Annotated in this window: 21 protein-coding genes; 6 read left to right on the top strand and 15 right to left on the bottom strand. The window is 73.7% G+C overall.

The annotated features are described in order from the left end of the window. Positions 1-42 precede the first annotated feature (42 nt). Entirely contained in the window at positions 43-1071 is a 1029-nt protein-coding gene (locus ACWDXC_RS21435; protein ID WP_449984549.1) for a hypothetical protein, read from the bottom strand. A 66-nt stretch (positions 1072-1137) separates the two neighbouring features. On the opposite strand from ACWDXC_RS21435, the gene ACWDXC_RS21440 reads away from it, so the two are divergent. Further along, positions 1138-1419 carry a hypothetical protein gene (locus ACWDXC_RS21440; RefSeq protein ID WP_449984552.1) on the top strand — a complete coding sequence of 94 codons (282 nt, stop codon included), beginning with the start codon at positions 1138-1140 and terminating at the stop codon, positions 1417-1419. Here ACWDXC_RS21440 and ACWDXC_RS21445 read toward each other — a convergent pair. The 5 genes from ACWDXC_RS21445 to ACWDXC_RS21465 form a co-directional block, all read right to left on the bottom strand. Beyond that, the gene (locus tag ACWDXC_RS21445; protein ID WP_449984554.1) at positions 1411-2433 is read right to left on the bottom strand and encodes a fatty acid desaturase family protein; all 1023 of its coding nucleotides are present in this window, start codon (positions 2431-2433) and stop codon (positions 1411-1413) included. The two genes, ACWDXC_RS21440 and ACWDXC_RS21445, sit on opposite strands and share 9 nt — an antisense overlap. 88 nt (positions 2434-2521) lie before the next feature. Then, entirely contained in the window at positions 2522-3637 is a 1116-nt protein-coding gene (locus ACWDXC_RS21450) for an FAD-dependent monooxygenase (protein WP_449984556.1), read from the bottom strand. Beyond that, positions 3628-5280 (bottom strand): MFS transporter, encoded by a 1653-nt coding sequence (locus ACWDXC_RS21455; RefSeq protein ID WP_449984559.1) that lies wholly within the window; start codon positions 5278-5280, stop codon positions 3628-3630. The genes ACWDXC_RS21450 and ACWDXC_RS21455 overlap by 10 nt, the downstream gene beginning before the upstream one ends. 85 nt (positions 5281-5365) lie before the next feature. Then, positions 5366-6766, bottom strand: a complete 1401-nt coding sequence (locus ACWDXC_RS21460; RefSeq protein ID WP_357588444.1) for an FAD-binding oxidoreductase — start codon at positions 6764-6766, stop codon at positions 5366-5368. Positions 6767-6846: 80 nt separating this feature from the next. Then, complete coding sequence (locus ACWDXC_RS21465) at positions 6847-7047, bottom strand: hypothetical protein (RefSeq protein ID WP_219513901.1); 201 nt, start codon at positions 7045-7047, stop codon at positions 6847-6849. Positions 7048-7432: 385 nt separating this feature from the next. Between ACWDXC_RS21465 and ACWDXC_RS21470 the strand changes: the two genes are divergently transcribed. After that, the gene (locus ACWDXC_RS21470) at positions 7433-9118 is read left to right on the top strand and encodes an exo-alpha-sialidase (RefSeq protein WP_449984563.1); all 1686 of its coding nucleotides are present in this window, start codon (positions 7433-7435) and stop codon (positions 9116-9118) included. Positions 9119-9190: 72 nt separating this feature from the next. Here ACWDXC_RS21470 and ACWDXC_RS21475 read toward each other — a convergent pair whose 3' ends face one another. Next, positions 9191-10048, bottom strand: coding sequence for a PRC and DUF2382 domain-containing protein (locus ACWDXC_RS21475; protein WP_449984566.1), 858 nt, complete (start codon positions 10046-10048; stop codon positions 9191-9193). A gap of 131 nt (positions 10049-10179) precedes the next feature. After that, the gene (locus tag ACWDXC_RS21480; RefSeq protein WP_449984568.1) at positions 10180-10755 is read right to left on the bottom strand and encodes a DUF4142 domain-containing protein; all 576 of its coding nucleotides are present in this window, start codon (positions 10753-10755) and stop codon (positions 10180-10182) included. 192 nt (positions 10756-10947) lie between these two features. On the opposite strand from ACWDXC_RS21480, the gene ACWDXC_RS21485 reads away from it, so the two are divergent. After that, positions 10948-11235, top strand: coding sequence for a Fe-S cluster assembly protein HesB (locus tag ACWDXC_RS21485; RefSeq protein WP_219513915.1), 288 nt, complete (start codon positions 10948-10950; stop codon positions 11233-11235). A 68-nt stretch (positions 11236-11303) separates the two neighbouring features. Here the strand turns inward: ACWDXC_RS21485 and ACWDXC_RS21490 are convergent, their stop codons facing one another. Beyond that, positions 11304-12281, bottom strand: coding sequence for an acetylxylan esterase (locus ACWDXC_RS21490; RefSeq protein WP_449984571.1), 978 nt, complete (start codon positions 12279-12281; stop codon positions 11304-11306). A gap of 95 nt (positions 12282-12376) precedes the next feature. Between ACWDXC_RS21490 and ACWDXC_RS21495 the strand changes: the two genes are divergently transcribed. Further along, a complete protein-coding gene (locus tag ACWDXC_RS21495; RefSeq protein ID WP_219513919.1) occupies positions 12377-12646 on the top strand; it encodes a hypothetical protein in 270 nt (89 codons plus the stop codon). A gap of 7 nt (positions 12647-12653) precedes the next feature. Here ACWDXC_RS21495 and ACWDXC_RS21500 read toward each other — a convergent pair whose 3' ends face one another. Both ACWDXC_RS21500 and ACWDXC_RS21505 read right to left on the bottom strand, forming a co-directional pair. Next, complete coding sequence (locus ACWDXC_RS21500; protein ID WP_449984574.1) at positions 12654-16670, bottom strand: hypothetical protein; 4017 nt, start codon at positions 16668-16670, stop codon at positions 12654-12656. Positions 16671-16916: 246 nt separating this feature from the next. Continuing rightward, positions 16917-17435, bottom strand: coding sequence for a hypothetical protein (locus ACWDXC_RS21505; protein WP_219513923.1), 519 nt, complete (start codon positions 17433-17435; stop codon positions 16917-16919). A gap of 280 nt (positions 17436-17715) precedes the next feature. Between ACWDXC_RS21505 and ACWDXC_RS21510 the strand changes: the two genes are divergently transcribed. Further along, positions 17716-18426 (top strand): L,D-transpeptidase family protein, encoded by a 711-nt coding sequence (locus ACWDXC_RS21510; protein ID WP_449984576.1) that lies wholly within the window; start codon positions 17716-17718, stop codon positions 18424-18426. Positions 18427-18480: 54 nt separating this feature from the next. Continuing rightward, positions 18481-19008 carry an AAA family ATPase gene (locus ACWDXC_RS21515; RefSeq protein WP_449984579.1) on the top strand — a complete coding sequence of 176 codons (528 nt, stop codon included), beginning with the start codon at positions 18481-18483 and terminating at the stop codon, positions 19006-19008. Positions 19009-19038: 30 nt separating this feature from the next. Here ACWDXC_RS21515 and ACWDXC_RS21520 read toward each other — a convergent pair whose 3' ends face one another. From ACWDXC_RS21520 to ACWDXC_RS21535, 4 genes are read right to left on the bottom strand one after another with little or no spacing between them, the layout of a single operon-like run. Further along, positions 19039-19902, bottom strand: coding sequence for an LLM class flavin-dependent oxidoreductase (locus ACWDXC_RS21520; RefSeq protein ID WP_364179655.1), 864 nt, complete (start codon positions 19900-19902; stop codon positions 19039-19041). Between the two features lie 30 nt (positions 19903-19932). Further along, a complete protein-coding gene (locus tag ACWDXC_RS21525; RefSeq protein ID WP_375075125.1) occupies positions 19933-20970 on the bottom strand; it encodes an ABC transporter ATP-binding protein in 1038 nt (345 codons plus the stop codon). Next, on the bottom strand, positions 20970-22649 hold the full coding sequence (locus tag ACWDXC_RS21530; protein WP_219513934.1) for an ABC transporter permease: 1680 nt from the start codon (positions 22647-22649) through the stop codon (positions 20970-20972). The genes ACWDXC_RS21525 and ACWDXC_RS21530 overlap by 1 nt, the downstream gene beginning before the upstream one ends. After that, the gene (locus tag ACWDXC_RS21535; RefSeq protein ID WP_449984583.1) at positions 22649-23656 is read right to left on the bottom strand and encodes an extracellular solute-binding protein; all 1008 of its coding nucleotides are present in this window, start codon (positions 23654-23656) and stop codon (positions 22649-22651) included. The genes ACWDXC_RS21530 and ACWDXC_RS21535 overlap by 1 nt, the downstream gene beginning before the upstream one ends. Between the last annotated feature and the right edge of the window lie 20 nt (positions 23657-23676).

Here is a 23676-nt window from a genome sequence, read left to right on the forward strand (position 1 = left end):
GGTGGTCCGGCGCGGGGGCGGGGGTGCCCACGTCCGCGAGGGTCAGGGGGGAGCCAGGGTGTGGGCGATCCCGGTAAGGGCGGGGAGGGCGGCGAGGACGCGGGTGGCGCGGTCGCGGCGGGCCTGCGGGGTGTCGGCGCCGAGGTCGGCGAGGAGGGCGTGGAAGCCGTCCAGCAGGACCGCCGGGGGCCGCCGGCCCGCTGAGGCGAGTTTGGCGAGACAGCGGGCGTACGTGGCGACGAGCCAGAAGGCGGCTTCGCGGTGGAGGCCGCGGTCGAGGAGGTCACGGCTGCCGTCGACGGCGACGGGCCGGGCCGCCCTGCTGATGTCGGAGGAGAAGCGGTAGGCGGGCGCGTGGACCGGGGCGGCGTGGTCGAAGGCGCGTTCGACGGCGGCCAGGTGGCGGCGGGCCCTGGCGGGGGTGAGGGCGGCGCTGCCCAGCAGGTCGAGCAGGTGTTCGTGGCACCCGGGCAGCCCGCGTGCGGCCAGCAGCTCGCCGGCGGCCTCGTAGCGGCGGCGGATGGTCGGGTTGCGCAGCCCGGCGACGAGGAGGACGTGCGCGGTGACGCCGGTGCCGAAGAGCCAGGCGGTGACGTGCGCCTCCTCCGTCATACCCGGGCGGCCGGGGGTGACGACGTCGGCCAGGAAGGCGCGTACCCGGCTCAGCGCGTGGCCGGTCCGGGCGAGGACCCAGCGGCGTTCGGCGAAGCGGCGGGAGACCTCGCGCTGGAGCGCGGTGAGCCGCCCGGCGGGGTCGGCGAGCACGCCGGGCCGGTGGAAGGCGCCCGCGAGGTGGTAGTCGGCGAGGACCGTCTCCGCGTCGGCGACGGCGTCGGCGGGCAGGCAGGAGACCTCCAGCAGCACCCCCCGGTGCCGGAACTTGCCGCCCCCGGCGAGGGGGACGGGGTCGAGGGCGACCATCACGTCCACGTCGGAGCCGGTGGGGAGGTCGTCGCCGGGCTCGGCCCACAGGGCGGACCCGGTGAGGAACGCCCCGGCGAACCCGGGCAGCCGCGCCCCCTCCTCGCGTGCCCACTCCCCCGCGACGCGCCGGGCCTCAGCGATCAGCATCCCGCCGAGCCTAGCGCGGCCAGGTTCGCCGCGCCCGTCCTCGGGCAGTCGTACGGGATGCACGCTGTGAGCCCGGACCTGGAGCGGCTGGTCCGCCGGGAGCTGATCGACGCCGGGTTCACGATCGAGCGGGCGGCGGCCCCGGCGGACGGCGGGCTGAGCGTGTGGCGGGAGCCGGGCCGCGGGGTGGTGGTCCGGTGGGACGTGCCCGCCCGCGGCGACGGCGCGCGGGGGGCGACGATCCGGGTGGCGGTCCGGCTGGCGTTACGGACGGTCCTGGCGGAGGCGGGGTTCGAGGTGTCGGAGGACGGCGACGGCGCGGAGCTGGTGGTGCTGCCCTCACCGTAGCGGGCGGCCGACCTCGTGCAGGTGGCGCAGCGCCTGTCCCCAGGAGGCGAGGAGCCCGGCCTCGGTGTACGAGACGTCGAGGGAGCGGCAGTAGTCGCGCACGATGGGCCGGGCGCGGCGCAGGTTGGGCGCGGGCATGCTGGGGAACAGGTGGTGCTCGATCTGGTAGTTGAGCCCGCCGAGCGCCACGTTGACGAGATGGCCGCCGCGGACGTTGCGTGAGGTGAGCACCTGCTTGCGCAGGAAGTCGAGCTCGTCTTCGGCGGTCAGGACCGGCATGCCCTTGTGGTTGGGGGCGAACGTGCAGCCGAGGTAGACGCCGAAGCACGCCTGGTGGACGAGGAGGAAGACGAGCGCCTTGCCCACGGGCAGGACGGCGAACACGGCGGCCAGGTAGGCGACGTCGTGGGCGATGAGCAGGGCGGCCTCGGTGCCGCGGTTCTTGAGCGTGGGGCGGCGCAGCGATCGCAGGCTGGAGACGTGCAGGTTGAGGCCTTCGAGCGTGAGCAGCGGGAAGAACAGGAACGCCTGCCACCGGCCGACGAAGCGGGCCACGCCGCTGCTGTTCTCGGCCTGCTTGACGGACCAGACGAGCACGTCGGGCGAGACGTCGGGGTCGTGGTCCTCATGGTTGGGGTTGGCGTGGTGGCGGGTGTGCTTGTCGGTCCACCACCCGTAGCCGAGGCCGATGCCGAGGTTGCCGGCGATGAGGCCGGCGACGCGGCTGCGGCGGCGGGAGCGGAACACCTGGCCGTGCGCCAGGTCGTGGGCGAGCAGCGCGACCTGGGCGAACATCACGGCGAGGAAGACGGCGACGAGGATCTGCCACCAGGAGTCCCCGACGAGGGCGAAGGCGGTCCAGCCGCCGGCGAACAGGGCGGCCACCAGGGTCATGCGGACGGCGTAGTAGACGGGCCTGCGCTCCAGGAGCCCTGCCTGGGCGATGCGGCGGGACAGGCCGGCGAAGTCGCTGCCCTGCCGGGCCGGGCGTGCCGGGGCTTGGTCGATCGTCATATCGCTCAAGCATCGCGGTCGCGCCCGGCCGGCGGACTGCCGCTGCCACCCGTCTTCGCGGTAGGGCTGGCCCTACCACGGCGGGGGGTCAGAGCCGGGTGACGAACTGCTCGTCCATCGGCGGCGTGTCGCCGAACACGTGCAGGTCCTGGCGGAACGTCCGCAGGTAGGCGTCCTTGTCATGGTAGGTCCCGGCCAGGGCGTCGCCGTAGTCGATGAGCTCGCCGTGCGCGCGCCTGCGGGGCTCGTACGCGTCCTCCAGCGCCTTCTCCAGCCGGGCGGGGTCGCCTCCGGCGCCGATGACGGCCTCGGCGAGGATCTCGGCGTCGTGCAGCGTGTAGCTCATGCCCATGCCGGTCATCGGGTGGCAGGCGAACGCGGCGGAGCCGAGGAGCGCGGCGTTGCCCCGGTGGTAGGCGGGCACCCGCATGGCGGAGATGGGGATCGTCTGCCAGGCGGCGTTGCCGAGCACGCCGAAGGCGTCGGCGTTGTCGGTGACGAACGAGCGGAGGCCGTCGAGCAGTTCGGGCGTGCTGGGCTCGGCGTCGCCGGGCAGGCCGACGAACACCCTGGCCTGGTCCTGGTCGACCGGGTACAGGTAGCTGAACCAGCCTCTGGAGTCGAAGTAGAGCCGGTTGAGCTGGGCGATGCTGGCCGTCAGCGGCACGGTGGCCACGCGCAGCAGGTGCGGGTACGCGGTGGTCTTCTTCTCGACGCCGAGCGCCTGGCGCACGGCCGAGCGGGTGCCGTCGGCGCCGATGACGACGCCGGCGCGCAGCTCGCGGCCGTCGGCGAGGACCAGGTGGCCGATGCGGTCGCCGTCGGCGGCCAGGTGGTCGATGCGGGCGTCGAACAGGAACTCGACGCCTTCCATCGCGCAGGAGGAGTAGATGACCTCGACGAGCTCGCGGTAGGGGCGGATGAGGAACCCGTCGGGGTAGCGGCACTCCTGGATCGGCTGCCCGTCGTGGTAGTAGCGGACGACGTCGCGCTTGAGCGCCTGCCGTTCGACGAGGCCGATGAGGCCGTGGCGGGCGAGCACCTGCATGCCGGGGCGCTTGACGAAGTCGGCGCCGGCGGTGGGGACGGACGGCCCCTGCTCCACGACGACGACGTGCTTGCCGCCGCGTCCCAGCAGCAGTGCCAGGAAGCAGCCGCCGAGCCCGGCGCCGACGATCGCGACGTCGCAGGATGTCATTGCCATGACGAGAGCCCTTCTGATGATCGGACGAGACGCGTGCCCCCATGGGCGCGGGTGGACGAGCCGGGGGTGGCCCTCATGGCATGGGCCTGGGCTCGCCGCGGAGCTGGTACGGGATGGGGGGCTCGGCCGGTCGCGGCTGCCGGGCGCTCTCCGGGTTGGGCGGGCAGCAGCGCGTCGGCCTCGGCGGCGACCGCGGCGAGCGTGCTGCGGAGCTCCAGGAGCATGCGGCGCGGCACCAGTACCATGACCTCGCCGGTGGCGTGCGGCATGCGGAGCATCTTGATCAGGGCCAGGCTGCCGATGAGCACCGAGACGGCCACGCACAGCGCGAGCGCGCTGGCGAGTCCGCCCATGGGCCCGGCCATGAACGGGTGGTCGATGACGACCGAGACGGTGGCGACGCCCACGGCCCCGCCGACCATGCGGGACATGACGGCGGCGCCGACCGCGGAGGCGTACTGGTGCGGGTGGGCGGCCAGGGTGGTGGCCATGGAGGTGCCGGGCGCGAGGGCGCCGACGCCGACGCCGACGGCGACGCTGGCGGCCAGTCCCCACAGGGTCGGCCCGGTCTGGGCGAGCGCCACGACGCAGGCGCCTCCGGAGACCGCGGCGCCGAGGTAGATGAGCCCGTACGGCCCGATCTTGCGGACGATCTTGCCGCCGAGCCAGGCGGTGATCACCATGGCGATCGAGGTCGGGGTCAGCCAGAGGGCGACCTCCATCATGGAGAAGCCCACGTGCATCAGGTAGAGCGGCTGGAGGGTGAGCAGCCCGTACGACAGGACGCCGAATCCCCACGTGGCCAGCCAGCCCCAGGCGAACCCGGGCCGGCGCCAGAGCGTCAGGTCGATGGCGGGCACCCGGTGGCGGCGGGCCTGCGCGAGCGCGGCGGCGAGCAGCACGAGGGCGCCGCAGGCGAGCCAGCCCGCGTCGGCTCCCCAGGCGGTGACCTTGGAGATGGCGAGCACGAGCGCGGCGATGGCGGCGGCCAGCAGCACGGCGCCGATCATGTCGGGCCTGCTCCTTGCCTGGGCGCGGGCGCTGCCCTCGGGCAGCCAGGCGCTGGCGACGAGGAGCAGCAGGCCGACGACGACGACGGGCGCGAACAGGGCGCGCCAGCCGAAGGCGCCCGCGAGCCAGCCGGCGCCGGCCTGCATGAGCAGGCAGCCGAGGCCGGAGGCGGAGCTCCACAGCGCGATGGCGCCGCGCCGCTGGTGCTCGGGCAGTTCGCCGAGCAGGACGGCGAGGCTGGCGGGGATCATCGCGGCGGCGCCCGCGCCCTGCACGGCCCGGGCGGCCAGCACGAGCGGCCAGGTGGGCATGGTGAGGGTGGCGATGCCGCCGATGACGAACACGAGCAGCCCGATGACGAGCACGCGCCGCCTGCCGAACAGGTCGGCCCAGCGACCGGCGGTCGCCAGCAGCGCCGCGATCGGGACGAAGGCCGCGCTGGTCAGCCAGACCAGGTCGTTCAGCGGCATGCCGTTGCCGGCGTCGGTGTGGCGCATCAGGCCGACGGCGATCGTGGTGGCCGTGATGTCGGCCATGACCGCCAGCATGACGCCCGCTCCTACGAGCCGGAGCAGGGTTCCGCGCCGGACGGCGGGGCCTCCTGCCTGGATGGCCGCTGGTGACGAGGGCACGTGGTCACCTCCATGAGAGCCTATGGTTGACCGCCGCCGGCGCGGGGTTCCGGCCCTGGCGCGCCGGCCGGCGGACGGGGGTCGGTCAAGCGCTGTAACGTCCGGGCGACACCAGCCCGTACGGGTCCATCGCGGTCTTGAGCCTGCGCAGCATGCCGAGGGTGTCGGGCGTGCTCTGCGCGTAGAGGTCGGCGGCGGAGTTGTCGATGTCGGAGCGGTAGATGGCGCATCCGTGGCCGCGCAGCAGGCCGCCCGCGTCCTGGCGGAGCCGGTGGGCGCGGCTGACGGCGTCGGCGTCGTCGCGGTCGAAGAAGATCTGGATGACGCCGTTGGCGAGGTTCCTGCTGATCAGGTTCCACTCCAGCATGGCGGCGGTGCCGTTGCACTCGACGGCGGCGCGCAGCACCTGGAGGATGTTGTCGGTGGAGCGCGACTCCATCGGGAGCTGCGGCAGCAGGGCGAGGAAGCCCATCTTGCCGGTGTCGATCTGGTCGCAGGAGGTCACGCCGAGCGCCTTGTGCACGCCGCGGCAGGTGGGGATGCCCTGCGCCATGAGCGCCCGCGGGTAGAGCGGGTCGTCGGGCATGACGGCGGTGGCGTCCAGGACGCGCAGGCCCTCGGCGCCCTCGACCTCCAGCAGCGCCTTGCGCAGCAGCTCCTCGGCGAGCTGGACGGTCTCGCCGCTGCCGAGCAGCGGTCCGACGATGGTGAACAGCTCGGGGTCGACGCCGTCAGGGACGGTCCAGCCGCCCCGGCTGGGCACGAGCGCGATGTCGCGGACGCGCAGCAGTCCTTCGGCGGGGTTGCCGCGGCGCAGGAACGTTCCCAGCGCGCCCACGGCCCGGCCGACCTGGTCGCGGGGGATGCGCCCGTGCACGAGGCCGAAGCTGGCCGGCCTGGGCACCAGCGCGATCGCCATGGCGGTGACGATGCCGAGGTTGCTCTGCACGAACGCGCCGGTCAGGTCGGGGCCGGCGACGCGGCCGCGGTAGCGGCCCCAGGTGTCGAGCCCGCCGGTGTGGACGAGGCTGCCGTCGGGCATGACGGCCTCGATGCCGGCGACGTCCTGGATGCGGGAGCGCACGGAGCCGTCGCCGCGTTCGAGGGCGTTGCCGAGCACGGAGGTGTCGGCGCACGAGGCGGTGACGTTGAGCAGCCACGGCGTGTCGCGCAGCTCGGCGGCGAGCTGGGCCTGGGTGACGCCGGGCTCGACGACGGCGAAGCCGTTGTCGAGGTCGAGGCTGCGGATGCGGTCGAGGCCGCTGAGGTCGACGACCACGTTGTCGTCGGTGGAGGGGACGCCCGATCCCATCCCCCAGTTGCGGCCGGTGCTGATCGGGTAGATCCGGTGTCCGTCGGCGGCGGCGCGGCGGACCACGGCGCGCACCTCGGTGACGCTCTGCGGGCGTGCGACACCCGCGATGACGCGTGGACGGTGAGCTCCGACGTCCCGTGCTGCCGACGCCAGTCGCGTTTGACCCTGCATGACACTCCTCTTTGCTGAGATGTCGTCCCGTGTGGTCCCGCCGGTGCGCTCCCGGCGGAATCCCCCCGCTGGTCCCGCGATCAGGCGGTGCGCTTGAGCAAGTCGTCGATGGATCCGATGGCCCGGTGGGAGATCTCCCGGATCTGCTGGAGTCGCTCGGCCACCTGGGTGTCGGGCTCTTCCGGGGGGAGTTCCGGCGGGGCTTCCAGCACGGCGAAGCGCGGCCGGCGCGGCGGGTCGGCGCTGTAGGGGTGGCGGTAGTTGTCGGTGTGGAGGGACATGACGTTGGGCTCCTACCGTGGGGGTGCGGTCAGCCGTGCCTCTGTAAACTTCCACTAATTCTGTGAGTCATGATCCTGCCAATAGCCCCCCTTCTGTCAACTGGCACTTAACGAAGGCGGCTGGTTTACCGTTCGGCAGGCTGGGCAAGCGCCTCGCCCGCCGCAGGGCGCCCCGAACGCCGCTCCAGCCGCGCCCGTGCGCCATTTCGGCAGGACTCGTCAGGTAAATGCGGCTCATCGCGCCTTTCGTGATCTACAGTCCGGATATGGCGCTAAGGCAAGATGAACGTCCCCTGAGGCCGGGAAAAGGCGACCCCGCGGTTACAGCGGGGGACCCCGATACGCGGGCTCCGTCGCGGTCGTCGCGGCGGCCTGCCTCCTGCCGATGCTGCCCGCCACCCGGAGCGCGGCGGGGGTCGCGTACTGCCGGGTGCCCGACACGCGGCTGACCGAGCCGGGCTGGATCCACCCGGCCCCGCACCCCCCGGCGGCCGAGCCCGACACGCGGCAGCGGCTGGACTTCGCCGGCTTCCCGAACGCCACGGCGATCGACACCGCCGAGGCCGACGGGTCGCCCTCGCAGCGGGTGCTCGTCACCTACTCCCGGAACGCCGACGCCGTGATGGAGTCGTACAAGAGCGCCGAGGCCGCGTCCACGGACGGCGGCCTGACGTTCGGCGCGCCCGCCGACACGCCGCTGCGCGAGGCGCCGATCCAGCTCCACGACGGCAGCCTGTTCGCCACCGCGTACTACCTGACCAGGCAGGACGAGCACACCAACCGGCTCGGCGTGTTCACCTCCCCGGGGCTCGGGCAGCCGTGGACGCGCACCGAGGCCACGTTCACCAGCCCCGGCGAGCTGATCGGCGGCGGGGTGGCGCACGGGCTGCCGATCCAGCTCGCCGACGGCACGATCCTGGTGAGCGTCTACACCCGCTACACCGACACCGGCAAGCACCAGGCCGAGGTGTACGCCAGCGCGGACGGCGGCAGGACGTTCACCCGGCGCGGCGTCATCGCAAGGCCGTCCGGCATCCACGTGTACAACGAGGCGGCGATCGAGCAGACGGCCGACGGCAGCCTGCTGGCGGTGCTGCGCCGGGAGGGCGGCCAGTACGCCACGCTGGCCACCAGCCGCTCGGCCGACGGCGGCGTCACCTGGTCGCCGGTGCGCGAGCTGACCTTCGCCGGCCAGGACTGCGTGGTGCGCGGGGTGGCGCCGCGGCTGCTGCTGATGCCGGGCGGGACCCTGGTGCTGAGCGCGGGCCGCCCGGACGTGTGGCTGGCGCTCTCACCCGACGGGCTCGGCGAGACGTGGGAGGACCCCCGGGTCACCTACCACAACCGCGACGGCGTCTACGACGCGCACGGCACGTCCGGCTACACCGGCATCGCGGCGGTCGGGCCGCACCGGCTGCTGCAGGTGTTCGACAACTGCAAGCTCCCTGGGCTGCTGCCCGGCGGCGGCCTCAACGAGACCGCCTGCCCGGACAGCGGGCTGTTCGAGCACGGGAGCTGGTACGGGATCCGGCACCGGACGATCGACCTGCCGGAGCCGGCCCCGGGCAGGCTGGACCTGGCGGCGCTGCACCGGTCGGGCGCGCTCGCCGTGGACTCGACGATGACCTGGTCGAGCCCGTCACGGCCGCGCACGCGCGCGGAGGGGGCCTTCGACGGGAGCACCGCCTACTGGTCGGGCGCGGTGGCCGCCGGCGGGCCCGGCACGCTCACGCTCGGCTTCGGCAAGCGGCAGCGGTTCACCCGGCTCGGGCTCAGCCTGCGGCCGGGGCATCCGGCGAGCGCCCGCGTGTACGTCTCGGACGACGGGGTCTCCTGGGGCGAGCCGGTGGCGACGGTCACGGACCGCACCGATTACGCGCTGCGTCATGTGACGTTCGACCCGCCGGTCAGGGGCAGGCACGTCAGAATCGTCGCCGAGGAGAGCGCGGGATGCGATCCCGAGATCGGCGCGACCTGCGCGATGCTCAACGAGGTCGAGCTTTATGTCAAGCCTCGCAAAAAGCTTCTGACAGGCGACTTGACTGAGCTTGACAATACAATATTCGATTGAATCTATAACTTTATTAGGAAATGGCGGGAAACGCGGTGCGCTCCCGCCACATCCGGGCCGGCGGCCGCCCGCTCAGCGGTCGCCGCGCCTGTCGCGGTCGCGGCGGACGCCTTCGTCCAGGGGCCTGCCGTCCTGGTCCTGCTCCACGTCGAGGTGCTCCTTGCGCACCTTGCCGCGCACCTTCTCCTCGCGGCTGACCCGCTCCTTGTGCACGTGCACCCGCTCGACCGGCGTGGTCTCGGTCCCGACGACGGGCCGCTCCTCGTACAGGGTGATGACCTCCTCGTCCTCGCCGATCCTGGCGTCCATGGAGCTGCCGTCCTTGATGGGCTCACGCTCGATCACGACCTCGTCGTGCGCGAGCGGCACGGTCTCCTCGACGTCCTCGCTCTCGACGTACTTGCGCAGCCGCACGTGGCCGGCCTCGCGGCGCTCCTTGCCGACGTGCATGTGCTCCTCGGAGCGGGTCATGTCGATGTCGCCCTCGCGATCGCGCTCGCGCCCCCGCATCGCCTGGCCGGCGCCCGCCGCCGTGCCCGCCGCCGTGCCCCTGCCCGCGGTCGTGCCGGTCGTGCCGGTCGTCCCGGTGCCCGTCTCGGGCTTGCGCTGGGTCGGGATGTTCGACGGCTGCAGGCCGTAGTAGCGGTAGAGCGCGGCCTCCTCCTCCAGGGTCAGGCGGTCGTCCACGTCGACGTTGGGCGCGCCCTTGATGGTCTCCTTGTCGTACGGGGCGCGGATCTCCCCGCCCGAGCGGCGCGAGCCGGCCAGCGGCACGAAGGTCTGCCGCATGCCGAACATGCCGGTCCGCACCGTCACCCACTCCGGCTCGCCGGTGCGGTCGCTGAGGAAGACCTGGCCCACCTTGCCGATGTGCTGGCCGTCCGAGCCGATGACATGGCAGTCGAGCAGACTGCGGATCTCTGTTTGCATAGCCACGACGATTCCCCCGAATTGTTCGTCCCGCGGCCTATGTCATGGCCGACAGGTGGCTCAAATCGGACAAATACCCCGCATTTCTATAAGCGCACGCCTGACGGGCAGGTTTTGCCGGATCCCGGGATTCAGTTCCCCGCCCCGGCCTCCTTGATCATGTCCAGATGGTGCTGCAGCTTGGGCAGCGCGTCCTCGGCCATCGCCTTCACCTCGGGCGAGGAGCCCTTCTTCAGCTCCGTCTGCGTCTCGGCGACGGCCTTGCGGTGCTCGACCCGCATCGCCGCGAGGAACTCCTCGTCGAAGTCCGCCTTGGCGGCCGACTCCAGCGCCTGGACGGCCTTCTTCTGCGTGCTCGTCGCGCTCGACGGCAGCTTGACGCCCAGCTTCCCGGCGGCGGCCGTGAGCTGCTCGTCCAGCGCAGTGTGGTCCTTGACCAGCAGCTCGCCCACCTCCTTGACCTTGGCCCCGGTCGCCTTGTCCGCCGCGAGCTCACCGGCCTGGATCTCGGCCAGGTTGCCCTGGTGGATCTTCTTCATCCAGATCCGGTCCTGGTCGGACAGCGCCCCCGGAGAGGCCGTGCCCGTCGCCGTGGGCGAGGGGGCGGGCGACTGCAGCCCCGCCGAGGTCCTGGCGTCGGCGCAGCCGGACACGGCGGCAGCGGCAGCCCCCGCGGCCACCAGCAGGGCAAGAGATCGGATACGCATGAACGGTCCCCCGAATCACTGTCAGCGAGATGTCAACCACGAACAGTAATAAGGTGTTCGCGTTCTCCGCAGCGCCATGCCGCGCCGGGCGGCGCGCACCGAACGGTAAAGATTTCGGCCGCGGATGGTTGGGTCCGGTGGAAGGGGGAAGGGCAGGCAACTCATGTACGTCGAAAACGAGGAGGAGCCCTGGTGCTCACCCTGACAGCCAACGCAGCGCAGGCCATCCGCGACCTGACGGCGACGGCGCCCCAGCCGGCCCAGAGCGGCATCCGCATCTCGTCCCAGGGCGACAGCGCGAACTCGCTGACCCTGTCGCTGGCGACGGCTCCGGAGCCGGCCGACGAGGTGGTGGAGGCCGAGGGGGCCCGCGTCTACCTCGACCCGGTGGCCGCCACGGTGCTGGAGGACAAGTCACTCGACGCGGGCGCCGACGACCAGGGGGCGGTGTCGTTCCTGGTCACCGACCGCCCAGCCTGACCACACAGCCTGACCCCGCACGCCCACGCCGCCGGTCCGGTACGCGCCCGTACCGGACCGGCGGCGTGTCAGGCGGACAGCAGCTTGTGCAGGTAGCGGAGCTGCTCCTCACGCTGGTAGCCGCTGCCGCCCTCGTGGTCGTTCCACGGCCAGACGGTGATCTCCTTGGCGCCCTGCCAGTGGTTGTAGCCCGCGAACACCGTCGAGGGCGGGCAGGTCAGGTCCATCAGCGCCACCGAGTACAGCGCCGGCACCCGGCCGCGGGCGGCGAAGTTCATCCCGTCGAAGTACGACAGCGTGCGGAACACCTGGTCGGCGACCTCGCGCCGGCTCGCCAGGAAGCGCACGATCTCCTGGTACGGGTCGCGGTCGGTGATCTCGACGGCCCGGCGGAAGTGCGTCAGGAACGGCACGTCGACGAGCGCCGCCAGGACCCCCGGGCGCAGCGCGGCCGTGGCCTGCGCGATGCCGCCGCCCTGGCTGCCGCCGGAGACGACGATGCGGCCGGGATCGACGGCGGGGTGCTCCGCCGCCGCGTCGACCGCCCGCACCGCGTCGGTGAACACGCGCCGGTAGTAGTAGTCGTCCGGGTCCATGATCCCGCGCGTCATCATGCCGGGGGCCTGCGCGTTGGCGCTGCCGTGCGGGTCGGCGGTGGTGCCCGGGCTGGCGAAGTTCGCGCCGCCGTGGCCGCGCGTCTCCATGACGAACACCGCGTACCCGGCCGCCGGCCACAGCAGGTGGTCGTGCGGGAAGCCGCGCCCGCCGCTGTAGCCGATGTAGTGCATGACGCAGGGCAGCGGCCCATCGGCGCCGCGCGGCGTCAGGAACCAGCCGTTGATCCGGTGCCCGCCCCAGCCGGAGAAGGAGACGTCGAACGCGTCCACGTGGGCGTAGGGAGCGTCGTAGGGGGTGTAGACGGCGTCCAGGGCGAACTCGCGCGCCTCGCTCAGCGTACGGGCCCAGAAGTCGTCGAAGTCGGCGGGCTCGTCGCGTTCCGGGCGGTAGTCGCGGAGCTGGTCAAGCGGCAGATCGAACAGGGGCACTGCGAAACTCCAGCCTTTTGTTGAGGGTCCGGAGATATTTCACCGCATGAACCCTGGTAACCGCTATCCCCCGTTTTCCTGGGTAGTGCGGGCGGATGGACCTCATCGAGACCTCCGACCCCCGGCTGGCCCCCGGCATGATCCTGGACGCGCCGGTCGAGTTCGACGACCTGCTGCTGCGCTTCGGCGACGACTCCGAGTCGCGCGCGGAGCTGACCCTCGACGACACCGGCCGCCCGGTGCTGCGCGTGGGCGGCTACATGACCATGGACGGCACGGTGGTGGCCGAGCGCGTGTGGACGGTGAGCGAGGTCGTCGAGCGCGGCGGGCGCCGCCTCATCCGCCTGGGCCACCCCCTCGACTAACCGCCGCCTACGCCCGGCAGCCCCCGGCGCGCGCGTCCACCTTCCACACGGCGCCGGGGAACGGCGACATGAAGTGGGTGAGCAGGTCGACCGCGTAGTCGGGCGTCTGGCCGCCGGGGTCCAGGAACGACACCATCTGCGGGCCGCCCGCGCCGCGCAGCGTGATGGAGTCGCCCTTCCCCCGCGCCGCGAACCCCGGCTTGGCGCTGACCGCCAGGCAGGCGAGCCGGATCCCGGCCGCCGCGACCTGCGGACGGGTGGAGATGCGGCGCAGCCGCTGGTCGTAGCGGCGCGGCGCGAGCGACGTGGCCGCGCCCAGGCGCACCGACTCGCGGAAGACGTCCGCGCCGACCTCCCGGCTGAGCCGGACGCCCAGCGTGACGTCCGGCCGCAGGTCGACGCCGCGGGCACGCAGCGTGAGCCGGTCGTAGGCGCCCTCGAAGCCGGGCGTCAGGTAGCCGAGCGCCGCCGGCGCCTTCAGCCCGAACGGCACCCGCCCCGGCCGCACCGTGAGCCGCGACACCTTCCGCACGGCCAGCGACAGGTCGGCGACGGAGCTGCGGCCGAGCGCGAAGTCGCCGTTCACCTGGTAGGACAGGAAGCCGCCGGTGTAGGGGACGTCCTGCGCGGCGCGCACCCGCTGGCGGGCGACCGGGTCGACGGTGAGCCCGGCGCGCAGCGCGACCCGGCCGGTGGGCACCGGCCGCGACACCAGGTCCACCGACAGGTCGGGGCCGAGCCTGACGGTGGTGTCGGCGGCCAGGTCGGTGACGGAGAGCGACACGTGCCCGAGCCTCCCGGACCGGTCGGCCAGCCCGCCGTCCACGCGGAGCAGGCCGTCGAGCGTGGACAGGCCGCCCTCGGCCTTGTACGTGACGGCCGGGACGCGCAGCCCGGTGGCCGAGGCGTCGGCGTCCACGCCGAACCGGGCGGGCACGTCGGTGAACCGCAGCTCCCCGCTCCCGGCTCCCGGGACCGTCACCTGGGCGCTGAGGCGCTCGACCGGCGCGGAGTTGATCACCCTGACGCGGGTCCGCGCCCCGTACGTGCCGTGGACGGCCACGGCGGCGGGCACCGGCGCGACGGCGACCCGCCCGCGCGCTCCCCCGGCCTCGGCGTGCGCGGTGAGCGCGCCCAGCGTGGCCGCCGGTTCGACGCGGTAGGCGGCCTCGACGACGTTCCCCTGCGGGCCGGGCGTCACGCCGAACGGGCCCAGGGACATGCGGGTGATCCGCGACGGCAGCCCGGTGAGCCGGGCGGCGACCTTGACCGGCGCGGGCGGCAGGACCGTCCCGGCCAGGTAGAGCCCGAGGCCGCGGCCGCCCGGCCGGTAGCCGTCGAAGGTGAACGTCCTCCTGGCGGGGTCCACCGTCACCTTCTCCGGCAGCCCGGCCACGTCCAGGTGGGCCCGGACGGCGAAGCAGCCCCGTTCGGCGCAGAACGGGCCCGGCGCGCACCCCCGCGTGCCCGGCCGGCAGCCGCCGTCGACGAGCGAGATGCCGTCGTCCAGCGCGGGCGCGTCCTTCAGGTCGCGCAGCGCCCCGGTCTTGCCGGCCCAGGCGCGGGCGCGCACGTCCATGCGGGTGCCCGAGTACGTGACCTGCCCGCCCGACACCGAGACCGCGAGCCGCCCGGGCGCGGGCCCGGCGGTGCCGAGCAGCCCGGCGCGCACGTCGCCGCGCGTGACGTCGGCCGACAGCGCGAGCGTCTGCCGGGCGGCCCGGACGTCGGCGGCGAACCCGCCGTCCGACGGCGTGAACGCGACCGAGCGCAGCCCCCTGACCCGCACGGCGGCGTCCAGGTCGCCGGACGCCTCGTCATAGTGGGCGGCCAGGTGCGGCCCCGCCGGGACCTTGGCGCCGTCGTGGTTGGTGAACGCGAGCGCCGCCGAGCCGACCGGCCCGGACAGGCCGCGGAAGCGGTAGCCGCGCGGGTCCCAGGAGGCGTCGAAGCGGGCCGGCACGCCGGTCACCCGGGCGGCGGCCCGCACCTTCCGGCCGCCGGCGGTGGCGCGGGCGAGCGCGTCCACCGAGCGGACGGGCGCGCCGGAGGTCCAGGTCAGCGTCCTGGCGGCGGCGTCGGCGACGAGCTCGGCGCGCCTGCCGGGGCCGGTCACCGTGGCGCTCAGGTCGTCGCCGCCGCGCCGGGCGCGCAGCCGGATCTCGCGCAGCGGCGCGGACCCCGAGACGGCCGCCCTCGACCGCTCCCCCAGCTCCCACGACGCGCCGGCGTCGCCGCGCACGCCCCGCGCGGTGACGTCGACGGCGAGGGCGGAACGGGTGTTCGCGTAGGCGGCGCGCACCTCGCCGATCGTGCCGGCGGACCGGTAGACGGCCTTGCCCGCCGGGTCGAGCGTGACCTCCACCTCGTGCGGCGTGTTCGACAGCTCCAGCCTGGCCCGGTGCGCGCCGTCGACGCTCGCCGCGCCGGTGAACGGCCGGCCGCCGCCCGACTCCAGCCGCGCCCGCGGCCGCGCCCCGTACGTGACGTCGAACGCCGACAGCTTGGTGAGCAGCGCCGAGACGCCGAACGCGGCGCCGTCCTTGATCATGGTGACGTGGCCGCCGCGCGGGGTGGCGATCGCGCCGCCGCCGCGCTGGAGCACGGCCTCGAACCGGCCCACGGGCGAGCTCGCCGTCAGCCGCACCCGGTGCGCGGCCGGGTCGTTGACCAGGCGCAGCCGGGCGGGCAGGCCGGTGAGCCCGGCGCGCAGCACGGCGCGGCCCGCCGCCCGGTCGTAGTAGCGGACGCGCGCCGCCCCGGCCCGGCCGCGCCCGGTGCCGAACGTCAGCACCTGCCTGCCGCGCTCGGTCGCGTACCGGGCGGTCAGGACCGGCGGCACGTCGCGCAGCTCGACGCTCGCCAGCCGGGTGAGCCGGCCCTCGCTGTAGTGGTGGTCGTGCAGCTCGGCGCGGCCGATCCGGCTCGGCGCGGTGAAGCGCGCCCCGCCGCCCTCCAGGGTCACCCGGGCGCTCCTCGGCATCCGGTCGAGCACCGCCCGGGTCACGCGGCGGCCGGTGACCGCGAGCGCCTCCACCCGGGCCGGGGCCGACGCGGTCACGTCCAGGCGCGGCGAGCCCAGGCTCGCGTCCACCGTGAGGCGGCCGGTGGCGGGCGTCTGGCGCAGGCTCACCAGCGCCTTCCCGGTCAGCCCCGCCACCGTCGTGGCGGACGCCCCCGGGTCCGTACGGGTCACGCTCGCCTTCACGCGGCCGCCCGACAGGTCGACGGTGAACGTGCCCCGGTCGGTGCCGGACAGCAGGCCGCCGAAGCCCACGGAGACGCGGCCGTCGTACTCGGCCCACACCCGGGCCCTGGCGGCCGGGCGGCCGGGCAGCCGCCTGACCGTGAAGCCGAGCCCGACGGCGGACTTCCCCGGCTCGGCCTCGGGCAGCAGGTACGCCGCCACGTCGGCCCTGTCGTCGCCGGTCACGTCCGCGGCCACCGGCTTGGCCAGCGGCTGCGGGCCCGAGCAGGAGACGGGCACCCGCTCGCTCTCCACGCACAGCCGGTACGTCAGGCCGGGAACCTGCTTGGCCAGCTTGCCGAACAGCCCGGCGACGGGGGCCTGCAACGCCAGCGGCGCGGCCCCGTCGGCGGCGGGCAGCACGTCCCGCGGCGACACCGGCCCGCCGTCGCCCGGCCCGTCGTTCTCCCGCCCGTTGCCCGGCCCGTCGCTGGCCGGCCCGTCGTCCGCCTGGGGGTTCGTCTCCGGCGCCCGGGCGCTCTCGCGGGCCTCGGCCTCGACGGCGTCGGCGAGCGCCGGACCCGCCGGGGTGGTCACCTCGGGGGCCTCCGGGCCGGTCTGCCCGTCGCCGGGGTCGGCCAGGGCGGGCGACGGCTCCAGCGCGACCCGCACCGGCGTGCCGGACGGCGTGGGCACCGGCGGCACGGTCCCGGCGCGGGGAGTCTGGGCCTCCGTCCGGGCAGGCTGCCCCGCGGGGCGGGCCGGGTCGGCGTGCGCCGGGGCCGGGTGAGGGGTGGCCGCCAGAGCGGCGATCGCCATGGACGTGGAAGCGAGCACGCGGCCCACGGCGTGCCGGCATGGCATGGCGCGAAACCCCCCGAAGTCATCCCGTTACGAATAGAAGTGACGAGACGACCACATATCCTGACTTGTAGTCAAGCCGTGGAGCTCCAGGCTACGGACGGTGAGCACGGAGCCGGTCGGACGGCGGCTCATCAGGCCGTCAACGCGCGAATGCCGCACCCGTGGCACGGGTGCGGCATCAGCGTTCAGGCCGGGCGGGCGCGCGGGCGCGCCCGCCGGTCAGTCGTCGTCGTGGTTGCGGTCGTGGTGGCGCCAGCCTTCCCACCAGCCGTTACCGTCGTCCCAGCCGCGGTTCCAGTCGCGGTCGTGGTCGTGGTCGTTGTGCGCCCACCACGGCTCCAGCTCGTGCTGTTTGTGGGGCCACACCGGCTTGTGGATGACCTTTCCGGGAGGGCCCTGGGGGCCCTGCGGACCCGCCGGTCCCTGCGGGCCGCGCGGGCCCTCGGGGCCCCTCGGGCCGCGCCGGCAGTGGTGGTGGTGACGGTGGCACTTGTGGCGCCAGCCACCCCACCAGCGGTGGCCCCAGCCGTGCCCGCAGCGGCGGTGACGGCAGCCCAGGAGGGGCTTCTCGTGCGCACCGGTGACCACGCCCGCCTGGACGGCGGTGCCGGCCACCTGAGCCGTGCTGGCGCCGGCGGCCTGCGCCGCCGGGAGAAGCATGACGCTGGCGGCAGCAGTCGCGAGGGCCAGGGTGGCGACCCGCTTGAGCGCGCGTGGCGCTCGACTCTCAGTGTTCATGGGCGATCGTTTCCGTTCATGGGTTTATCGATCTGGACGCGGGGCGCCGACTCGCTCGCTCCGCGACAGCCGCAGACATACCCGCACTCCCGATCACTCTTATCCAGTCGAACAGCAATGGATGATCAAAGGATCGCCATTTCCGCGAGGCGTGAGAGCGTAATTCAATTTGTCCGGATTTAGTGGGACAACAATGGCTCGCAGCCCTTTACGGAAAAAGGCATTTCGCCGGGGTGCGCATGCACCGAACAGGGAAACGAAGTGGCGTATGATCAACGTCTTGGTTCTCGCGGTGGGCCTGGGACTGCCCCTCGCTCCCGCCGTCCCCGCACCCACGGCGCTCGCGCCCGCCGCCCGCGCGGCCGCCGATCCCGCCGCTCCGGCGGGCGTGCTGCGGCCCGGCGACCGGGGCCCCGCCGTGAAGCAGATGCAGCGGCGGCTGCGGGCCGGCGGCTATTTCTGGGGACAGGCCGACGGGGTCTTCGACGAATCCACCCGGGCCGCGGTGTGGGGGTTCCAGAAGAGCCAGGGAATGCGCCCGCGCAACGTGGCCGACGCCAAGGTGCTGCGCGCCCTGGAACGTCCCCGGAGAATGCGCCCGCTGGTGCCGGGCGGCCCCCGCGACCGGGTCGAGATCGACCTGCGCCGCCAGCTTCTCGCCGTTTACCGCGACCGGCGGCCGGTGCTGGTCTCCCACATGTCGAGCGGCGCCGGAGTGCGGTTCTGCGAGGGCGGCCGCTGCCGGATCGCGCGCACCCCGGAGGGTGACTTCCGGGTGACCAAGCGGGCCCCGGGATGGACGACGGGGCCGCTCGGGTCGATGTACAACTCGCTGTACTTCGTCGGCGGGGTGGCGATGCACGGGTCGACGAAGGTGCCGCTGCGGCCCGCCTCCCACGGCTGCGTGCGGGTGCCGATGGACACCGCCGACAAGCTGTATCGCCTGGTCGACGTGGGTGAGCCCGTGTACGTGCGGCGCGGCGGGAGGTGAGCCGGCCGCCGGGGGCGCGGACCGGCCGGACGGGGTCTCTGCCAGAATGGCCGCATGTCCCCAGCCCGCGCCCTCCTGATCACGGGCACTGTCGGCGCTGGCAAGACCACGGTGGCTGACGCGCTCGGCGACCTGCTCGCCGACGCCCGCGTCCCCGGCGCCGTGCTCGACCTCGACTGGCTGCGCCGCTCCTGGCCGTCGCCGCCCGGCGACCCGTTCAACTCGGCGATGACCGTGCGCAACCTGCGCAGCGTCGCCCGCAACTACCTGGAGGCGGGGGCCGTGCGGCTGGTCCTCGCGGGCGTCATCGAGAGCCTGGAGGAGCGGGGTCGCTACCGGGAGGCGCTCGGCGTCGACCTGACCGTGTGCCGGCTGCGCGTCGAGCCCGCCACGCTCCGGCGGCGGCTGGTCCGGCGCCACGACGGCGACGAGGCGCGGCTGCGCTGGCACCTGGCCCGCGCGGGCGAGCTCGACGACATCCTGGACGCGGCCGAGGTCGACGACGTCACGGTGCGCGTGGCGGACGACCCGCCCGCCGCCGTGGCCGCCGCCGTCCTGAAGGCCACCGCCTGGGCCCCGTGACGCCGCCGCGAGTCCCGGTACGGCGTCCGGTCAGGTGAGGAGGGGCCGCACCTCTTCCGCGGTGAAGCGGACGAAGCCCGCCGGGTCGGGCTCGTCACCGGTGGGCTGCAGGATCACGGTGTCGGCCCCGGCCTCGGCCAGCCGCGCGGCGGCCTCGGCGATCGCCGCGGCCGGCCCGGCGGCACCGTACTCCGGCCTGCCGCTGAGTGCGGTCTCGGCCTCGAGCCGGGCGGGCCCGTCGGGGCCGGTGGCGGCGTGCAGGTAGCAGACGAGCTCGTGCCGGTCGTCACGCCCGGCCGCCTCCCGCCCCTCGTCGATGAGCCGGCGCGCCCGCCGTACGTCGTCCGGGGCGGTGCCGGCGACGATGACGGTGCCGTCGGCGGCCTCTCCCGACAGGCGCAGGGTGCGCGGCCCGGTGGCGCCGGCGAGCACCGGCGGCGGCGAGGCGGGCGGCCACACGAGGGCGACGTCGTCGAGCCGCACGTAACGCCCCCGCGTGGTGACGCGCTCGCCGCGCAGCAGCGCCCGGGTGGCCGCCAGGTGCTCGCGCAGCAGCGTGAGCGGCGACTCCACGCGCGCGCCGGTCTGCCCCATCCAGCTCTGCACGCCGTGGCCGAGCGCGACGACGGCCCGGCCGGGGAACATCCGGTGCAGCGCGGCCGCCTCCATCGCGGCCAGCGCGGCGTTGCGCAGCGGGACGGGCAGCAGCCCGACGCCGACGCGCAGCCTGCGGGTCCAGGCGAGCGCGGCGGAGGCGGTGGAGACGCCGCCCTCGAAGAAGCAGTCCTCCCACAGCCACAGCTGCTCCAGCCCGGCGTCGTCGGCGGCCTGGGCGACCTCGCGGAGGCGTTCGGGCGGGAGCTGGGGCCGGAACACGGCGCCGAGTGCGGTCATGTGATCCTTTGTACCCCGCCGGTCCGGGACTCAGGCGAGGCCCGTGTCGCGTTCGACGACGGTGAAGCGGTCGGCCACCAGCCCGACCGTGGCGCCGGTGGCGAGCGGCCGGCGGTGCTCGAACGTGACGTGCTCGCCGCCGGGCAGCTCGGCGACGGACTCGCGGCCGGACCCCTGGAAGCTGCTGCGCACCACGGTGCCGGTGAACTGGGCGCCGGCGTCGACGAGGCGCAGGTCCTCGGGGCGCAGGGCGACGTTCACGACGGCGCCGGGCGGGCCGGGCGGCCGGCCGAGCGCGACGGTGGCGCCGCCGCCGAGCGCGAGCCCGCCGTCGGCGGTGACCTCGCCCTTCAGCAGGGTGACGGTGCCGACGAACGAGGCGACGAACGTGGTCTCCGGCCGGTCGTAGACGTCCTCGGGGGCGCCGATCTGCTCGACGCGGCCGCCGTTCATGACGGCGACCAGGTCGGAGATCTCCAGCGCCTCGTCCTGGTCGTGGGTGACGTAGACGGCGGTGATGCCGGTCTCCTGCTGGATGCGGCGGATCTCGCGGCGCATCTCGATCCGCAGCTTGGCGTCCAGGTTGGACAGCGGCTCGTCCATGAGCAGCACGTCGGGCTCCAGGGCGAGCGCGCGGGCCAGGGCGACGCGCTGCTGCTGGCCGCCGGAGAGCTGGCCGGGCCTGCGCTGCTCGCGGCCGGTCAGCCCGACCATGGCCAGCCCGGCCTCCACCTTCGCGGCGATCTCCTGCTTGGGCAGCTTGCGCAGGCGCAGCCCGTACGCGACGTTCTCGGCGACGGTCATGTGCGGCCACAGCGCGTAGCTCTGGAAGACGAACCCGATGCGGCGCTTCCACACCGGCACCCGGGCCAGGTCGCGCTCGCCGAACCGGACGCTGCCGGTGTCGGCCGTCTCGAACCCGGCGACGATGCGCAGCAGCGTCGTCTTGCCGCAGCCGGACGCGCCGAGCAGCGTGACCAGCCGCCCCGACGGCACCCGCAGGTCGACCGACTCCAGGGCGGTGGTCTCGCCGAAGGACTTGGAGACGCCCTCGATGCTGATGTCCATCAGATGCTCCGGATGTTGTAGCGGCGGCGCAGCAGGTAGAGGGGGACGTAGACGGACACGAGCAGCACGGTGGTCATGGCCGAGGCGACGCCGAACGGGCTGCCCGGCTGCATGGCGTTGGTGAAGATGACCACGGTCATGGTCACCCACGGCACCGCGTACAGCATGACGGTGGCCGACAGCTCGGTGATCATCTGCAGGAAGCCGACGGTGCCGCCGGAGATGACGGCGGGCCTGATGATCGGCACGACGACGTCGCGGAAGCTGCGCCTGGGCGGCGCGCCGACGCTCATCGCGGCCTCCTCCAGCGACGGGTGCACCTGGGCGAGCGCGGTCTCGATGGACTTCATCACGTACGGGAGCCGCCGGATGAAGTAGGCGACCACGATGATCAGCGCGGTGCCGGTGAGGATGACCGGCAGGTGGTTGAACGCCAGGATGAACCCGATGGCGAACACCGTGCCCGGCAGGATGTACGGGACCATGACGAGGTTGTTCAGCAGCGGGCCGGAGATCCGGAAGCGCTTGCGGGCCACGATGTAGGCCACGACCACGCCCGTGACCAGCGCGAGCAGGCAGGCGATGCCGGCGAAGACGAAGCTGAGCACGATCGGCTGCAGCGACTCCTCGAACAGCCGCCGGTAGTTGTCCAGCGTCGGCTCCCACTGCAGGATGCCCGACTGCCAGCGCAGGAAGCTGGTGAGGACGACCACGAGGTGCGGCACGAACCCGAGCAGCAGCGCCGTCCAGATCCCGCCCAGCGTCAGCGCCCTGGGCAGGCCGCGCAGCTCGCGCAGTGGCTGCTCCCGGCCGCCGGTCACGGCGAACGAGCGCCGGGCGACGATCCGGCGCTGCGCGACCAGGGCGAGCCCGGAGACGAGCACCATCACGATGCTGGCCGTGGCGGCGACGCCGGGGCTGGCGGCCACCTCGGACATGAAGTTCTGGTAGACCACGACGGGCAGCATCTGGTAGCCGCCGCCGATGAGCATGGGCGTGCCGAAGTCGGCGAAGATCCGCATCCCGGCCAGATAGCAGCCGGTGACGATCGCGGGCACCGCCAGCGGCAGCGTCACCTTCCAGTGCGCCCGCCACGGCGTGGAGCCGACCGACAGCGCGGCCTCCTCCAGCGCCGGGTCGACCGCCCGGAACGCGTCGTACACCATGAGGAAGATCAGCGCGAACGTGAACCACACGCCCACCCAGATGATGCCGCCGACGCCGAGGATCGAGTCGAACGGCAGCGGCACCCCCGCCTCGCGGGCCGCCTTGGTGACGATGCCGCCGCTGCCGAGCAGCAGCAGCCACGCGTACGCGCCGAGGAACGGCGGCGAGGTCGTCGCCATCGTCAGCAGCGTGAGCACGGCCTCCCGGCCGGGCACCCGGTAGCGGGCCATGACGAACGCGAGCGGCACCGCCACCAGCGCCGCGCCCGCCGCCACGGCGAGGCTGACGACGACGCTGTGCACCAGCGGCGCGGTGAACCGGTCGTCGGCGGCGAACGCGGCGAACCGGTCGAGCGTGAACTCGCCCGTGTCGGAGGTGAACGCGGCCGTGACGATCCACAGCTGCGGGTAGACGATGAAGATCAGCAGGACGAGCAGGGCGAGGAGGCCGGCCAGCCGCCACGGGTCGCGCCAGTTCGCCCGGGAGGAACGGGACCGGGACCGGACGGCCATCAGCCCGCGCTCTTGACCGCGTCGTCGAACTTGGCCAGGATCTCGTCCTTCTGCCCGGCCGCCCACTTCTCGTCCACGCCGGCCCGCTTGAGCTGCTCGACCGGCGGCAGCCCGGTCGGCGCGGACACGTCGGCGCGGGAGGAGCGCCGCTGCACCTGGTCGACCATCGTCTGCTGGGCCTCCTTCGACATCAGGAAGTCCACGAACGTCTTGGCCGCCTCCAGGTGCTTGGCGCCCTTGATGACCCCGGCGGAGCCGATCTGGCTGGACACGCCGTCGGACGGGTAGATCAGCTTGATCTTGGCCCCGGCCTCGATCCACTTGGCGCCCAGGTCCTCGTTGATGAACGAGGTGCCGACCTCGCCGTCCTTGACCATGTTGAACATGGCCGTGGAGCCGTCGAGCAGGCGCGCGTTCTTCGCGAACCGCGTCACGTACTCCCAGTCGTGCAGCGTGACCATGGTGGTGAGCAGGCTGTAGGAGGTGCCGGACGACTTGGGGGTGGCGAAGGCGATCTCGCCGCCGGGGTAGTCCGGCTGGGCCAGGTCGGCGAACGTTTTGGGGTGCTTGCTCGCGTCGGGGAACTTGTCGGTGTTCACGGCGATCGCCTGGAAGAGCAGGTCGGTGGCGTGCCACACGTGGTTGGGGTCCTTGGCCACGGTGGCGGCGTCGTTGGGCAGCTCGACGGGGGCGATCAGGTCGGCGTTGGCCGAGTACAGCTCGGACGAGCCGCCCCAGATGACGTCGCCGAGCGGCCGGTCCTTCTCCGCCCTGACGCGGGCGAACGCCTCGCCGGTGCCCGGCAGGCTGATCTTGTTGACGGTGATGTCGGGGTGCGCGGTCCTGAACGCGGCCAGGATCGGGTCCGTGACCTCGGGGCCGCTGACGGAGTAGAGCGTGAGCGAGTTCGCGTCGCCCTGGCCGGCGCCCGCGTCGTTGTTGGTCAGCACACCCGAGCAGCCCGCCAGGGCCAGCGTGACCGCGCCGAGCATGATCCCGTACCGCATGGTGGTGTCTCCTGATCTGA

The sequence above is a fragment of the Nonomuraea sp. NPDC003214 genome (genome assembly GCF_053590035.1).

Coding starts and splice junctions, on each gene's coding strand:
- ACWDXC_RS21435 (WP_449984549.1), bottom strand. CDS start 1,071: ATGCTGATCGCTGAGGCCCGGCGCGTCGCGGGGGAGTGGGCACGCGAG.
- ACWDXC_RS21445 (WP_449984554.1), bottom strand. CDS start 2,433: ATGACGATCGACCAAGCCCCGGCACGCCCGGCCCGGCAGGGCAGCGAC.
- ACWDXC_RS21450 (WP_449984556.1), bottom strand. CDS start 3,637: ATGGCAATGACATCCTGCGACGTCGCGATCGTCGGCGCCGGGCTCGGC.
- ACWDXC_RS21460 (WP_357588444.1), bottom strand. CDS start 6,766: ATGCAGGGTCAAACGCGACTGGCGTCGGCAGCACGGGACGTCGGAGCT.
- ACWDXC_RS21465 (WP_219513901.1), bottom strand. CDS start 7,047: ATGTCCCTCCACACCGACAACTACCGCCACCCCTACAGCGCCGACCCG.
- ACWDXC_RS21470 (WP_449984563.1), top strand. CDS start 7,433: ATGCTGCCCGCCACCCGGAGCGCGGCGGGGGTCGCGTACTGCCGGGTG.
- ACWDXC_RS21475 (WP_449984566.1), bottom strand. CDS start 10,048: ATGCAAACAGAGATCCGCAGTCTGCTCGACTGCCATGTCATCGGCTCG.
- ACWDXC_RS21480 (WP_449984568.1), bottom strand. CDS start 10,755: ATGCGTATCCGATCTCTTGCCCTGCTGGTGGCCGCGGGGGCTGCCGCT.
- ACWDXC_RS21495 (WP_219513919.1), top strand. CDS start 12,377: ATGGACCTCATCGAGACCTCCGACCCCCGGCTGGCCCCCGGCATGATC.
- ACWDXC_RS21505 (WP_219513923.1), bottom strand. CDS start 17,435: ATGAACACTGAGAGTCGAGCGCCACGCGCGCTCAAGCGGGTCGCCACC.
- ACWDXC_RS21515 (WP_449984579.1), top strand. CDS start 18,481: ATGTCCCCAGCCCGCGCCCTCCTGATCACGGGCACTGTCGGCGCTGGC.
- ACWDXC_RS21520 (WP_364179655.1), bottom strand. CDS start 19,902: ATGACCGCACTCGGCGCCGTGTTCCGGCCCCAGCTCCCGCCCGAACGC.
- ACWDXC_RS21525 (WP_375075125.1), bottom strand. CDS start 20,970: ATGGACATCAGCATCGAGGGCGTCTCCAAGTCCTTCGGCGAGACCACC.
- ACWDXC_RS21530 (WP_219513934.1), bottom strand. CDS start 22,649: ATGGCCGTCCGGTCCCGGTCCCGTTCCTCCCGGGCGAACTGGCGCGAC.
- ACWDXC_RS21535 (WP_449984583.1), bottom strand. CDS start 23,656: ATGCGGTACGGGATCATGCTCGGCGCGGTCACGCTGGCCCTGGCGGGC.